The following is a 12,572-nucleotide window of genomic DNA, read 5'->3' on the forward strand; positions in this document are numbered from 1 at the left end:
TCTAAAACGTCAACTCCTCCAACGCCCCCCTCAATTCTCCATACGCATGCTGCTCTCCTTTTTCTTTCGCTACCTGCATGCCTTTTTCGTACCAGGAAATGGCTGCGTCATTATCGTTCAGTCGTTCATATAACTTGCCCAAATGATAATACGAACCCACATAACCCGGATCGGCCGCCAGCAATTCTTCAAACAATTGCTTCGCCGTAACATCATCGCCCAGCTTAATATACTCCAGCGCCAAGGCGTGTTTCAGAAAGCTGTCGTTAGGACTATCCGCTAAAAACTTCCGCAGTTGCTCTATCCGCTCCATGTTTGTGAATATTTTTTCGTTTAAGTTCGCCGATGAGAGACCCAAACCTTTATCTTTGTATAGTTGCATAAACAACTATTTCTTAACACACACTAAATTTTTGCTTGCATGAAGATTTTAGTTTGCATCAGTAAAACACCGGACACGACGGCAAAAATAGCCTTCACCGATAACAACACAAAGTTTGCACAGGACGGTGTGCAATGGATCATCAACCCCTACGACGAATGGTATGCATTGGTGCGTGCCATTGAACTGAAAGAAAAAGATCCTTCTACAGTTATTCATTTGATAACAGTTGGTGCAGCTGATGCTGATCCCATCATCCGCAAAGCATTGGCATTGGGTGGCGATGAAGCCATTCGTGTAAACGCCGACAGCCACGACAGTTTTTACATTGCTTCGCAAATTGCAGAAGTAGCAAAACAGGGAGCTTACGATCTGCTGTTCACCGGTAAAGAAACCATCGACTACAATGGTTCTGCTATTGGCGGCATGGTAGCTGAACTTCTTGAGCAACCTTATGTTTCCCTTGCAACAAAATTTGAACTCAACGGCACAACCGCTACCATCAACCGTGAGATTGAAGGTGGTGAAGAAACCTGCGAAGTTAGTCTGCCCGTAGTTGTTAGTTGCCAGAAAGGAATGGCGGAACAACGCATCCCTAACATGAAAGGGATCATGGGTGCACGTACCAAACCGTTGAAAGCAGTTGAACCTGTTGCAGTAGATGCATTAACATCTATCGCATCGTTTGAATTACCTCCTGCCAAAGCCGGTGTAAAACTGGTAGATGCAGAGAATGCAGGCGAGCTGATTAAGTTGCTGCACGAAGAAGCGAAGGTGATCTAAAAATGGATAATTGATTAATGGATAATTTATAATTTACCATAAATCAATTACCATGAAAGAAAACATCTTAAAAACAAAAAGCTTCGATTTTGCAGTACGGATTGTAAAACTCTACCAATTCCTGAAAAAAGAACACAATGAGTTTACACTCTCACAGCAAATTGTACGAAGCGGCACTTCGATAGGAGCATTAATAAGAGAAGCAGAACACGGCGAAAGTTTAAAAGACTTTATTCATAAGTTAACGATTGGACTAAAAGAAGCGAATGAATCGAAATACTGGTTGGACTTACTCTTTGCTACCGATTTTATAAACAAAAAGATGTACGATTCGATAAATAAAGATTGTGAAGAACTTTTAAAACTGCTTACAGCAAGTGTAAAAACTTCAAAATCGAGATTAAACTAATTATCATTTATCAATTAAAGAATTATCAATTATGAGCGTTTTAATATTCATTGATGCTGCTGATGGTCATGTAAAAAAATCTTCGTTTGAAGCGTTGACGTATGGAGCACTGTTAGCAAAACAATTAGGCACAAGTGCCGAAGGCGTTTTATTAGGCACTGTTGCCGATGATGTGGCAGCACTTGGCAAATATGGTGTGTCTAAAATTCATCATGTTGCAAACGATGCGTTGAATCATTTCGATGCGCAGGTTTATACCAAAGCAATTGCTGATGTGGCAACTGCTGCAGGTGCAACAGTGATTGTTCTTTCGCATAATGTAACAGGTAAAGCAGTATCGCCACGCCTGAGTGCACGTTTAAAAGCAGGATTGGTAACCGGAGCTGTTGGTCTGCCCGATACAAGCAATGGTTTCGTAGTAAAGAAAGCTGTATTCAGTGGTAAAGCTTTTGCAAAAATCGCTATCAATACAGCTGTGAAAATTGTTTCACTTAGCCCCAACTCTTTCCAGACAGTTGCAGGCGAAGGAACAGCAGAAGTTGTTGCAGCGAACGTAACCGTTGATGCAGCAAAAGTAAAAGTAACAGCAACCAATAAAGTAACGGGACAGGTTCCTTTAAGCGAAGCTGAACTGGTAGTAAGTGGTGGCCGTGGATTAAAAGGACCGGAGAACTGGGGCATGGTGGAAGAGCTGGCCGGTTTGCTTGGTGCAGCTACAGCCTGCAGCCGTCCTGTGGCCGATGCACATTGGCGTCCGCATCATGAACATGTGGGACAAACAGGTGGTGCCATTGCGCCGAATCTTTATGTTGCGATTGGTATCAGTGGTGCCATTCAACATCTGGCAGGTGTAAACCGCAGTAAAGTAATTGTGGTGATCAATAAAGATCCGGAAGCACCTTTCTTTAAAGCTGCCGACTATGGTATTGTGGGCGATGCATTTGAAGTAGTGCCGAAGCTGATTGCTGAAGTAAAGAAGTTGAAAGGAGTGGCTTAAGATAGCCGATAGTTAATAGTTTTTAGCCGGTAGCCTTTGGTTGAAAGTTGTTAGAATTTTACTGACGACTATCGGCTAAAGGCTATCGCTTTTTCTTGAGAATTATCTTATAGAAACTATATTTGAAATTGAAACAAATAACCAAATGATCATTTTACAAAACACCTGCAAATTCATAGTCGGACTTGCTCTTTTTTTAGTTTCCCCCTCCAGTGGTAATACACAAAATTTATTTGAAGGGTATATATATTACAAAATAGGTACAGACACCAGCTCAACGCCTGATTTTTTCTTTGCAATTAAAAATGGTAATGCAAAAACGTCTGGAGATATTGCAGCTCCCTTAGGCAAAGGAGGTATAACCACTGCTTACACTTTGTTTATCTCAGGCAGGGAAGCGAATGCATATGTGATTAATACAGATTCTCAAAAAGTAAAACAACTAACCCCTCGTTATGAGAAAGGAGGAGCTGATACCACTCTTTTGAAAACACTGATTAAATCCAACAAAAAAAGAGTTATTGCCGGAATCAATTGTACAGGTTATGAACTTAAGATGGAAGCAAATGATTTCTTCAAAGCGTACATCTGGCTGGCGGATGACATAACAGTATCAGGAGAATTTGACTTACACTTTGATGTAATGATAAGTGAGTATATGGTTGCAGGTAAACTAATCATGGCTTTTTCCATGATTTCAGGAGATACACAATCTGATATGATAAGAGTCCTGAGAGTTGAAAAAAAGGAAATCAGTGATTCAGAGTTTCAAATACCACAAGGCTATAAGCATGAGAAACTGTCTGTTATGGCGGGAATTAAGACAAAATGGGTTTTTGAATAGTCAGCAGATTTTAACGACAAAGCCCTTAAATTTGCCGACAGGTTATGAAAAAGATCGAACTGGAAATAGTTGCCCTTTCGCACAGCATTACCCAAACGCACAGCTACGCCGTGGTGTTGGGAGAAGTAAACGGAATGCGCCGTCTGCCGATAGTAATTGGTGGTTTTGAAGCACAAGCCATTGCTGTGGCGCTTGAACGTATGCAACCCAGTCGCCCCCTTACCCACGACCTGATGAAGAATTTCATGATGGCTTTTAATGTAGAGCTGCATGAAATTGTGATCAACGATCTGCAGGAAGGCATCTTCTATTCCAAACTTCTTTGCTCAACTGATCATGATACGGTGGAGATCGACAGTCGCACCAGCGATGCCCTTGCTTTGGCCGTTCGTTTTGGCTGCCCCATTTATACTTACGAGCATATTCTTGAAAGTGCCGGTATTTTAATGGAAGATGAAGAGAAGAAAAAAGAAGAAGAAGTTGCAGTTACTTCAACTACAGAAAGCGGCGACAAAGAAGACTTGAAATCGATGAGCATTGAAGAACTGCAAACCCTGCTCAACGATGTACTGGAGCAGGAAGATTATATCCGTGCTATTGCCATCCGTGACGAGCTCTCGAACAGGAAAAAATAATTGTTTTAAATGGATAATTGATAATTCTTTTTATGCCTGTAACTTCAAGATTATTATCCATTATCAATTACCCAATTATCAATTAATGCTCTCTTTTCCCAATTGCAAAATCAATCTCGGTTTACAGATCCTCAACAAACGGGAAGATGGTTATCATGATCTTGCGACTGTATTTTATCCTTTGCCGTTGAAAGATGCGTTGGAAGTAGTGAGAAGAGACGATGGACGATTGACGACAGACGATAGTAAGACCTCTGACGACTCACCACTCACCACTCACGAATCTTCAATCGATTTCTCCTCAACAGGTTTAGAAATTGCAGGCGACCAAGCAAACAACCTCTGCGTTAAAGCCTATCATTTACTGAAAAAAGATTTCCCTACGCTCCCACCTGTGCAGATGCATTTGCACAAAGCTATACCCATGGGTGCAGGTTTGGGCGGTGGCAGTGCTGATGGTGCTTTTGCATTGAAATTATTGAATGAAAAATTTCAGCTGAACTTAACGGATGAACAACTGATCGCTTATGCATTGCAGTTAGGCAGCGATTGCCCGTTCTTTATTTTGAATAAACCTTGTTATGCAACAGGCAGAGGTGAATTACTGGAGCCGATAGCTCTTGATCTCTCTGCTTATCGTTTTGCTATTGTGAATCCGGGCATTCATGTAAATACAGGTTGGGCATTTACGCAACTTCAACTAAGGTCAGACCACGAAACGTGGGCCGACCTGCGAACAATCATTCAACAACCCATCTCCACCTGGAAAGAACAACTCATCAACGATTTTGAAGAACCGGTAAGCAAAGCACATCCGGAGATTGCAGCGCTCAAACAACAGTTGTATGATGCAGGCGCTGTTTATGCAAGCATGACGGGAAGTGGCAGTACGGTGTTTGGGATGTTTGAGAGAGAACCGGAGTTGAAGTTTGATCAAACTTATTTCTTTAAGATTATTTAATCTGCATCACATTCAATAAATCAATCTTCAATTATGTTCCTTTTCGGTTTCTCCCGAAAAGCAAAGATTACTTTAACCCAAAAGACAATGAGAAGAATTATTATAACAATCACTAATAGCAGGTCAAGCAATTGTTGGTCGTAGCTTTTGAAAGTTGCATAATTCTTATTTACCTGTGAAACTCTAATGGTAACACTATCTCCTTTTTTATATCCTAAGTCAGACTTTGCTATATGTTCAAATGAAAAATGCCTATCTCCGTACTGATACTCAAAAGTGTAATCATAAGAAACATCAGCATCAATACTATTTCTTATAATTATACTAGAAGTCGAGGCACGTTTATACTCGAAGTTTCGCAGATAGTAAAACTCTTTGAATGTCCTTTTTACAAATTCAAAAGAGCCAACACTTAAAACAATTGCAACGATCAAATACAACCCTTTTTTCATCAATTCTATTTCAATAAAATTATAACCTGTAACAGAAGCTTACTCCGCCTCCTTCAACAACCCTTCCAAATCCAATCTCTTCGTAACCATTTCTAATTGTCCATTTGCATCAAACGGCCATTGCTCTTTGGGTTTATCCCAATACAATTCAACACCATTTCCATCGGGGTCATCCAAATACAATGCTTCACTCACACCGTGATCCGATGCTCCGGTCAATGGATATTTCGCTTCAAGCAATCGTTTCAAGATCACCGCCAGATCTTTGCGAGTGGGATAAAGAATAGCTGTGTGATACAGCCCCGGTGCATTTACCGGCGCAGGCCCAGCCCCCTTGCTGTGCCAGGTATTCAAACCGATATGATGATGATACCCGCCTGCAGAAATAAACACGGCCTGCGAACCATAACGTTGCACAATTTCAAAGCCCAGCAGTTCATGATAAAAAGCTAACGAACGATCAAGGTCGGATACTTTCAAATGCACATGACCAATACGTGTTTGTGCAGGAACGATATAGCTCATAACTGTAAGTTTAAAAATGTTTCTGAGTTAACGGTCGTCATTGCGAGCCTGCGAAGCAATCTGCTCATGTAAGACTGCTTCCCCGTAAAGCGGGGCAGGCTGTTCCTCGCAGTGACGTTCAAAAAAAATCGTAACAGTTTCAAGTTAAGCCAGTAAATTTGTTCTGCAATGAAACAGCAACATTCCTTCCTCAAACAAAATCTCGACCTGCTCAACCACTAAGTTTTGAGCCCTGTTTCTGATCAGTATCACTGATCATTCATTTGCATTCACTCATCATTCATCACTCATCATTCATCACTCATTATTTATTTTCTCATGCATACTTCTATTGCAGCAACATCTGCCAATACACAATATTTTATCGATAAAGAAGAACAGTTCGGCGCACACAACTATCATCCATTGCCTGTTGTGCTGCAACGTGGCGAAGGCGTGTTTATGTACGATGTTGACGGTAAACGTTATTACGATTTTCTCAGTGGTTATTCAGCCGTTAATCAGGGGCATTGTCACCCACGCATTGTGGCATCGTTGATTGAGCAGGCGCAAAAGCTTACACTTACATCACGTGCATTTCATAATAACCTGTTGGGTGAGTATGAAGAATACATCACGCAATATTTTGGTTACGATAAAGTGTTGCCCATGAACACCGGTGTGGAAGCAGTGGAAACAGCGATCAAGCTTGCACGTCGTTGGGGTTATGCAGTAAAAGGCATTGAAGACAATAAAGCCAAGATCGTTGTATGTGCTGAAAACTTTCACGGAAGAACAAGCACGGTGATTTCGTTCAGCACCGATCCTTCTTCTTATTCAAAGTTTGGACCGTATATGCCGGGCTTTAAGGTAATTCCTTACAACAATCTTGAAGCGTTGAAAGAAGCATTGAACGATAAAGATGTGTGTGGTTTCCTCGTTGAACCAATTCAAGGTGAAGCAGGAGTAGTTGTTCCCGAAGAAGGCTACTTATCAACTGCAAAACAATATTGTGCCGAAGCCAATGTATTGTTCATTGGCGATGAAATACAAACAGGTCTTTGCCGCACTGGAAAAATGCTGGCATGTGATCATGAAAATGTTCGTCCGGATATTTTGATCTTAGGTAAAGCACTCAGCGGTGGTATGTTACCTGTTAGTGCAGTGCTGGCCGATGATCAGATCATGCTCGGCATTAAACCCGGTGAACATGGAAGTACGTATGGCGGAAACCCATTGGCATGTGCTGTCGCAATTACTTCATTGCAAATTCTAAAAGATGAACAGTTGGCAGAACGTTCAGAAAAACTTGGCGCATTGTTGCGTGAAGAACTGGCAAAACTCAATTCACCTTTTATTGAAACTATCCGTGGCAAAGGTTTGCTCAATGCTATTGTTATTAAACACAGTAACCCCGAGGCAGCATGGGAGCTTTGCATGGAAATGAAAGAAAATGGACTACTTGCAAAACCGACGCATGGCGATAAGATTCGTTTTGCTCCCCCGTTGGTCATTACCGAAGAACAGATACATGAATGTGTGGGAATTATCAGTAAGAGTTTGGAGATACTGAAATAAAGCCATCAGCTTTGAGCTGTTAGCAATACAAGTATGGCATATTTAAATTCAAACATCAACTGAAATGGAAATAATCAGAATCGATCATACACAGGTTCACCTGGTTGCAGAACTCTTCGATAAGTATCGGGTGTTTTACAAAAAAGAATCCGACATCGAAACAGGTAAACAGTTTTTGCAGGCAAGATTAGACAATAACGAATCGGTGATCTTTGTTGCAATGGATAAAGAAAACGCAGTGCCCGTTGGCTTTACGCAACTCTACCCCACTTACTCATCTGTTCGTGTGGTGAAGAACTGGATTTTGAACGATCTGTATGTGGAGCAGGCTTACCGCAAGCAGGGAATCGGCGAGCAACTGATACAAACTGCGATGACCTTTGCAAAAGAAAATCACGCAACATTCGTTCAGCTTTCAACAGCAGTTGACAATTACACTGCACAAAGCCTGTACGAACAGATCGGTTTTAAAAAGGAAGAACCTGAAACTGATTTTTATACTTACCGTATTAATCTTGCATAATCTTACACGGGTATTTCAATCGAAAGAATATTACCATTTGAAATACCTGTTACCAGTTTAATTGTACCTCCTGCTTTTCGCACTCTTGCATCAATGCCGGCAGCAACAATTTCTTTTTCAGCAACGCTAAAGTCCTTTTTCTCTCCATCATCTTCCACTGCTAATTCAATACGGTCTGTTAATACAAGATGAATATTTACCTGTTGAACAGCGCTACGTTTCTTTAATACCTGTACCCATTTTTCAAATATGCGGAACAGCATAACTGTTTTTTCAACAGGCAAAGCAACAGACGAACCTGTTACTTTTAATTTCAATTCAAAAGAAACTTCTTCATTCAACTTCCGCACATGATCGATCAGCAAATCTTCTACAGGTATGCTCAGCAACACAGAAGGATTGATCTTGTTTGAAAGTTTCCGCAGATCGTTAATGATCTGTTCAAGATAGGTATTGGCAGTATGCAGGTAATCACTTCGTTGTTCTTCGCTGTCTTCTGCCATGCGTATAAACAACTTGCAGGCCGCTGCTTCCTGTGCAATCTGTTCGTGCAGCTGTTCTGCTATTTGCTGTTGTTGCTGATCCTGATCGGCCAGCACAGCATTTACAGTTTTGTCTTTTAAATCAATGATCTGTTCTGCCCTGTTGCGGATTCGTTTATTCTTTGCTCTTAACTCAAGTAATCGTGTAATTTGTGCCGATAAAATTTCCAAAGCACGTTCCTGCTCTACGGTTAGTTTGCGTGGTTCATTATGAATTACACACAAGGTGCCGAGATTATAACCTGTTGGTGATACAATAGGTGCACCTGCATAAAAACGTACAGGCGAAGTTGGATCGAGTGTATTGGGATTATCATGAAAGCGTTCATCGAGCCGTGCATCTTCCACTATCATCACATCACTCTGTAAAATAGCATGTGCACAAAAAGCCTCATCTCTTGTTGTTTCTCTTGGCCCGGGATCAAGTCTTGCCTTGAACCACTGCCTGTCTCTTTCAATAAATGTGATCATCGACATCGGGCAATGGCAGATCTGTCCAGCCAGCTCCACCAGGTCGTTAAATTCTTTTTCTGATTCGGAGTCGAGTATATCGTAAGAAAAAAGATCCTGCAAACGCAGTTCTTCATCTGTTGGTAATTGTGCAATGAGCATTCAGAGGACGTTTGGCCGTAAATTAATTGAAAACTCAATTCAAATATGTTAATCCAATGTATCGCCCTATTTTACCGGCTTTCCCTTTTGCCAGCTACCCGAATGGCCGTAAATTCGCAGCTTATAAGTAAAACTGTATGAGCGAACTGAAAGAAGAGAAAAGTCTGAACTTTATTGAAGAGATCATTGAAGAAGACCTGAAGACCGGGAAGCACCAAAGCATCCTCACCCGTTTTCCTCCGGAGCCGAATGGTTACCTGCATATCGGTCATGCAAAGAGTATTTGCTTAAACTTTGGTTTGGGTATTAAATACAATGGTAAGACCAATCTCCGTTTCGACGATACCAATCCTGTTACCGAGGATACAGAATATGTGGAGAGCATTAAAGAAGATATTCAATGGTTAGGTTTTAACTGGGCCAATGAATTTTATGCATCTGATTATTTTGAACAGCTCTATGCATTTGCAGTGAAGCTGATTGAAAAAGGATTGGCGTATGTGGATGACAGCACGAGTGAAGAAATAGCGAAACAAAAAGGCACACCCACACAACCGGGTTCACGCAACCAATACAGCGAACGCAGTGTAGAAGAAAATCTGCAATTGTTTGCAGATATGCGTGCAGGAAAATATAAAGACGGCGAAAAAGTAGTTCGTGCAAAGATCGATATGACATCGCCGAACATGCACATGCGTGATCCTATTCTCTATCGCATCAAACATGCGCATCATCACCGTACTGGTGATGCATGGTGCATTTACCCGATGTACGATTTTGCACATGGACAAAGTGATTCGATTGAAAAGATCACCCACTCTATCTGTACGTTGGAGTTTATTCCGCATCGTCCGTTGTACGAATGGTGTATCGATCAACTTGAAATATTCCCTTCTCGTCAATACGAGTTTGCACGACTCAACCTCAACTACACGGTAATGAGTAAACGCAAACTACTGCAGTTGGTGAATGAAGATCATGTAACAGGTTGGGACGATCCACGTATGCCTACCATCAGTGGTTTGCGCCGCAGAGGTTATACTCCTGAAAGCATTCGTGATTTTGCTGAGCGTGTTGGTGTAGCCAAGCGTGATAACTTAATTGAATTCAGTTTACTGGAATTTTGTGTACGGGAACATTTGAACAAGGTTGCTTTCCGCCGTATGGTGGTGTTCAACCCAATCAAACTCGTCATCACCAACTATCCTGAAGGGCAAACAGAATTACTCAGCTCAGAAAACAATCCTGAAGATCCGAACGGCGGCACACGTGCTATTCCTTTCAGCAGGGAAATATTAATTGAAGCAGATGATTTCATGGAAAATCCGCCGAAGAAATATTTCCGTTTGGCTCCCGGACAAATGGTTCGTTTAAAAAGTGCATACATCATTAAATGTGATGAAGTATTGAAAGATGATGCAGGTAACATCACTGCTATTCATTGCTCGTACATTCCTGAAAGCAGGAGCGGCAGCGATACAAGTGGTATTCATGTGAAAGGAACCTTGCATTGGGCAAATGCAGCAACTGCAGCGGAAGTGGAAGTAAGAGAATATGATCGTTTGTTCCGTGTTGAAAATCCTGCAAGTGAAGAAGGCGATTTTAAAGAGTACATCAATCCCAACTCATTAACAGTGGTGAAAGGTTATGCAGAACCAGCTATCAACGATGCAGCATTAACCGATCGCTTCCAGTTTTTGCGTAAAGGTTATTATTGTTTGGATAAAGATTCAAACGCAACTAAACTCATCTTCAACCGCACCGTAACATTGAAAGATGCATGGGCGAAGGAAGTGAAGAAGGGATAATGCTGAAATCCTGAGCGCAGTCGAAGGATGAACATTTTGAACTATTTCTTCACCGCAGAGAACAAGAGAAAAGGAGTTGTACGCAGAGTTTGCTCTGCGAAATCCTCAGCGTTCTTCTTTCTCTGCGCCAAAAAATAAAAAAGATGAACAGTCACCTTTCAGGTGAACAGTCATCGAAAAAGAAACCCCGCCGATGGCGGGGTTTCTTTTTAATGCGATACATTTTCCAATGTTGCAGGATTATGTTTGTGCCGGAACAACACAGCAAACAATATTGCTACGATCAATGCATAGATCGCAAAAGCGATCCAGATACCGGGCCAGTCTTTCTCACCACTTGCAAGCGTATAATATTTATCAATCACCACACCGCTGATAGAACTGCCGAGCAATGCACCAAAGCCATTCGTCATCATCATATACACCCCCTGTGCACTTGCACGTATAACAGGTTCGCTTTGCGTTTCTACAAACAATGAACCGGAGATATTAAAAAAGTCGAATGCTAAACCATATACAATGCAGGAAAGAATGATCATCCACAATCCACTACCCGGATTACCATATGCAAACAATCCAAAACGAAGCACCCACGCCACCATACTGAACAACATCACCTGCTTAATACCAAAACGGCGCAGCATAAACGGAATGGCAAGAATAAACACCGTTTCGGAAATTTGAGAGATGGACATGATGATAGCCGGATACTTTACTGCGATCGCATCTTTGTACGCATCCACTTTTGCAAAGTCGTGTAAGAAGGTATCGCCATAAGCATTGGTTAACTGCAACGCTGCACCCAGCAACATCGCAAAAATGAAAAACAAAGCCATCTTCCACTGACGGAACAATCCAAAAGCTCGTAACCCCAACACATCCACCAACGGACTGCCGGGTTTTATTTTTAAACCGGGAATACATTTTGGTAAAGAGAAAGAATAAATACCTAAACAAACCGAAGCACCTGCTGCCACATAAAACTGACTTGCCGAAGTTTCAATGTGCAGCAAACTCACCATCCACATTGCTGCAATAAAACCAATGGTGCCCCATACACGAATCGGCGGAAAATCTTTCACTACATGTCCACCATTATTCTTTAACGCATTGTACGAAACCGTATAACCCAACGCAATGGTAGGCATGTAAAAAATCATATTCAACAACATCACCCAGAAAAAAGTGACAGGATCATTTACCTGCGGCAAAGCGATCAACACGGCAGCTGCACATAAATGAAACAAACCGAGTAAACGTTCCGCATTGATCCAACGGTCGGCTATAATACCTGCGATGGTTGGCATAAACACAGCCGATATACCCATGGTAGAAAAGATGGCACCGAACTCTGTACCCGACCAATGCTTGGTTTGAAACCAATAAGCGCCAATGGTAATTAACCACGAGCCCCAGATAAAAAATTGCAGAAAACTTAATACTGTAAGACGAAACTTCAGATTCATCAACAATAATTTTAGTTGAATAAAATGGATTAAACACGTAAGATAACTGTTTTTGCAACACAGCGCCCAATGCTTT

The 12,572-nt window shown here is 41.6% G+C and carries 14 protein-coding genes; 9 read left to right on the plus strand and 5 right to left on the minus strand.

The window, feature by feature from the left end:
- Position 1: 1 nt before the first annotated feature.
- The gene (locus tag ESA94_RS03325; protein ID WP_240670979.1) at positions 2-382 is read right to left on the minus strand and encodes a tetratricopeptide repeat protein; all 381 of its coding nucleotides are present in this window, start codon (positions 380-382) and stop codon (positions 2-4) included.
- A gap of 39 nt (positions 383-421) precedes the next feature.
- Between ESA94_RS03325 and ESA94_RS03330 the strand changes: the two genes are divergently transcribed.
- The 6 genes from ESA94_RS03330 to ispE all read left to right on the plus strand — a co-directional run bounded on the left by ESA94_RS03330 (position 422) and on the right by ispE (position 5,011).
- On the plus strand, positions 422-1,165 hold the full coding sequence (locus ESA94_RS03330; RefSeq protein WP_129129428.1) for an electron transfer flavoprotein subunit beta/FixA family protein: 744 nt from the start codon (positions 422-424) through the stop codon (positions 1,163-1,165).
- 52 nt (positions 1,166-1,217) lie between these two features.
- The gene (locus ESA94_RS03335) at positions 1,218-1,574 is read left to right on the plus strand and encodes a four helix bundle protein (RefSeq protein ID WP_129129429.1); all 357 of its coding nucleotides are present in this window, start codon (positions 1,218-1,220) and stop codon (positions 1,572-1,574) included.
- A gap of 31 nt (positions 1,575-1,605) precedes the next feature.
- Positions 1,606-2,571: an electron transfer flavoprotein subunit alpha/FixB family protein gene (locus tag ESA94_RS03340; RefSeq protein ID WP_129129430.1), complete on the plus strand. Its 966-nt coding sequence runs from the start codon at positions 1,606-1,608 to the stop codon at positions 2,569-2,571.
- Positions 2,572-2,716: 145 nt separating this feature from the next.
- A complete protein-coding gene (locus ESA94_RS03345; protein WP_129129431.1) occupies positions 2,717-3,415 on the plus strand; it encodes a hypothetical protein in 699 nt (232 codons plus the stop codon).
- A 44-nt stretch (positions 3,416-3,459) separates the two neighbouring features.
- Positions 3,460-4,050 carry a bifunctional nuclease family protein gene (locus ESA94_RS03350; protein ID WP_129129432.1) on the plus strand — a complete coding sequence of 197 codons (591 nt, stop codon included), beginning with the start codon at positions 3,460-3,462 and terminating at the stop codon, positions 4,048-4,050.
- Positions 4,051-4,135: 85 nt separating this feature from the next.
- Positions 4,136-5,011, plus strand: a complete 876-nt coding sequence (gene ispE, locus ESA94_RS03355) for a 4-(cytidine 5'-diphospho)-2-C-methyl-D-erythritol kinase (protein ID WP_129129433.1) — start codon at positions 4,136-4,138, stop codon at positions 5,009-5,011.
- Positions 5,012-5,031: 20 nt separating this feature from the next.
- Here the strand turns inward: ispE and ESA94_RS03360 are convergent, their stop codons facing one another.
- Both ESA94_RS03360 and ESA94_RS03365 read right to left on the minus strand, forming a co-directional pair.
- Complete coding sequence (locus tag ESA94_RS03360) at positions 5,032-5,463, minus strand: hypothetical protein (RefSeq protein WP_129129434.1); 432 nt, start codon at positions 5,461-5,463, stop codon at positions 5,032-5,034.
- 39 nt (positions 5,464-5,502) lie between these two features.
- Positions 5,503-5,988: a VOC family protein gene (locus ESA94_RS03365; RefSeq protein WP_129129435.1), complete on the minus strand. Its 486-nt coding sequence runs from the start codon at positions 5,986-5,988 to the stop codon at positions 5,503-5,505.
- Between the two features lie 318 nt (positions 5,989-6,306).
- Here ESA94_RS03365 and rocD point away from each other — a divergent pair, with 318 nt between their 5' ends.
- Positions 6,307-7,545 (plus strand): ornithine--oxo-acid transaminase, encoded by a 1,239-nt coding sequence (rocD, locus tag ESA94_RS03370; protein ID WP_129129436.1) that lies wholly within the window; start codon positions 6,307-6,309, stop codon positions 7,543-7,545.
- 64 nt (positions 7,546-7,609) lie between these two features.
- Positions 7,610-8,068 (plus strand): GNAT family N-acetyltransferase, encoded by a 459-nt coding sequence (locus ESA94_RS03375; RefSeq protein WP_129129437.1) that lies wholly within the window; start codon positions 7,610-7,612, stop codon positions 8,066-8,068.
- A 2-nt stretch (positions 8,069-8,070) separates the two neighbouring features.
- Here ESA94_RS03375 and ESA94_RS03380 read toward each other — a convergent pair whose 3' ends face one another.
- Positions 8,071-9,222 (minus strand): sensor histidine kinase, encoded by a 1,152-nt coding sequence (locus ESA94_RS03380; protein WP_129129438.1) that lies wholly within the window; start codon positions 9,220-9,222, stop codon positions 8,071-8,073.
- 137 nt (positions 9,223-9,359) lie between these two features.
- Here ESA94_RS03380 and ESA94_RS03385 point away from each other — a divergent pair, with 137 nt between their 5' ends.
- Positions 9,360-11,030, plus strand: a complete 1,671-nt coding sequence (locus tag ESA94_RS03385) for a glutamine--tRNA ligase/YqeY domain fusion protein (protein WP_129129439.1) — start codon at positions 9,360-9,362, stop codon at positions 11,028-11,030.
- Between the two features lie 209 nt (positions 11,031-11,239).
- Here the strand turns inward: ESA94_RS03385 and ESA94_RS03390 are convergent, their stop codons facing one another.
- A complete protein-coding gene (locus ESA94_RS03390; protein ID WP_129129440.1) occupies positions 11,240-12,496 on the minus strand; it encodes a nucleoside permease in 1,257 nt (418 codons plus the stop codon).
- Positions 12,497-12,572 lie beyond the last annotated feature (76 nt).

The organism is Lacibacter luteus (assembly GCF_004118265.1).
GTDB classification, from domain to species: Bacteria; Bacteroidota; Bacteroidia; order Chitinophagales; family Chitinophagaceae; genus Lacibacter; species Lacibacter luteus.

Excerpts from the sequence above, each read along its gene's own strand:
- ESA94_RS03360 (WP_129129434.1), bottom strand. The coding sequence starts at position 5,463 with ATGAAAAAAGGGTTGTATTTGATCGTTGCAATTGTTTTAAGTGTTGGC.
- ESA94_RS03365 (WP_129129435.1), bottom strand. The coding sequence starts at position 5,988 with ATGAGCTATATCGTTCCTGCACAAACACGTATTGGTCATGTGCATTTG.
- ESA94_RS03380 (WP_129129438.1), bottom strand. The coding sequence starts at position 9,222 with ATGCTCATTGCACAATTACCAACAGATGAAGAACTGCGTTTGCAGGAT.
- ESA94_RS03345 (WP_129129431.1), top strand. The coding sequence starts at position 2,717 with ATGATCATTTTACAAAACACCTGCAAATTCATAGTCGGACTTGCTCTT.
- rocD (WP_129129436.1), top strand. The coding sequence starts at position 6,307 with ATGCATACTTCTATTGCAGCAACATCTGCCAATACACAATATTTTATC.
- ESA94_RS03375 (WP_129129437.1), top strand. The coding sequence starts at position 7,610 with ATGGAAATAATCAGAATCGATCATACACAGGTTCACCTGGTTGCAGAA.
- ESA94_RS03385 (WP_129129439.1), top strand. The coding sequence starts at position 9,360 with ATGAGCGAACTGAAAGAAGAGAAAAGTCTGAACTTTATTGAAGAGATC.
- ispE (WP_129129433.1), top strand. The coding sequence starts at position 4,136 with ATGCTCTCTTTTCCCAATTGCAAAATCAATCTCGGTTTACAGATCCTC.
- ESA94_RS03390 (WP_129129440.1), bottom strand. The coding sequence starts at position 12,496 with ATGAATCTGAAGTTTCGTCTTACAGTATTAAGTTTTCTGCAATTTTTT.
- ESA94_RS03325 (WP_240670979.1), bottom strand. The coding sequence starts at position 382 with ATGCAACTATACAAAGATAAAGGTTTGGGTCTCTCATCGGCGAACTTA.
- ESA94_RS03340 (WP_129129430.1), top strand. The coding sequence starts at position 1,606 with ATGAGCGTTTTAATATTCATTGATGCTGCTGATGGTCATGTAAAAAAA.
- ESA94_RS03335 (WP_129129429.1), top strand. The coding sequence starts at position 1,218 with ATGAAAGAAAACATCTTAAAAACAAAAAGCTTCGATTTTGCAGTACGG.
- ESA94_RS03350 (WP_129129432.1), top strand. The coding sequence starts at position 3,460 with ATGAAAAAGATCGAACTGGAAATAGTTGCCCTTTCGCACAGCATTACC.
- ESA94_RS03330 (WP_129129428.1), top strand. The coding sequence starts at position 422 with ATGAAGATTTTAGTTTGCATCAGTAAAACACCGGACACGACGGCAAAA.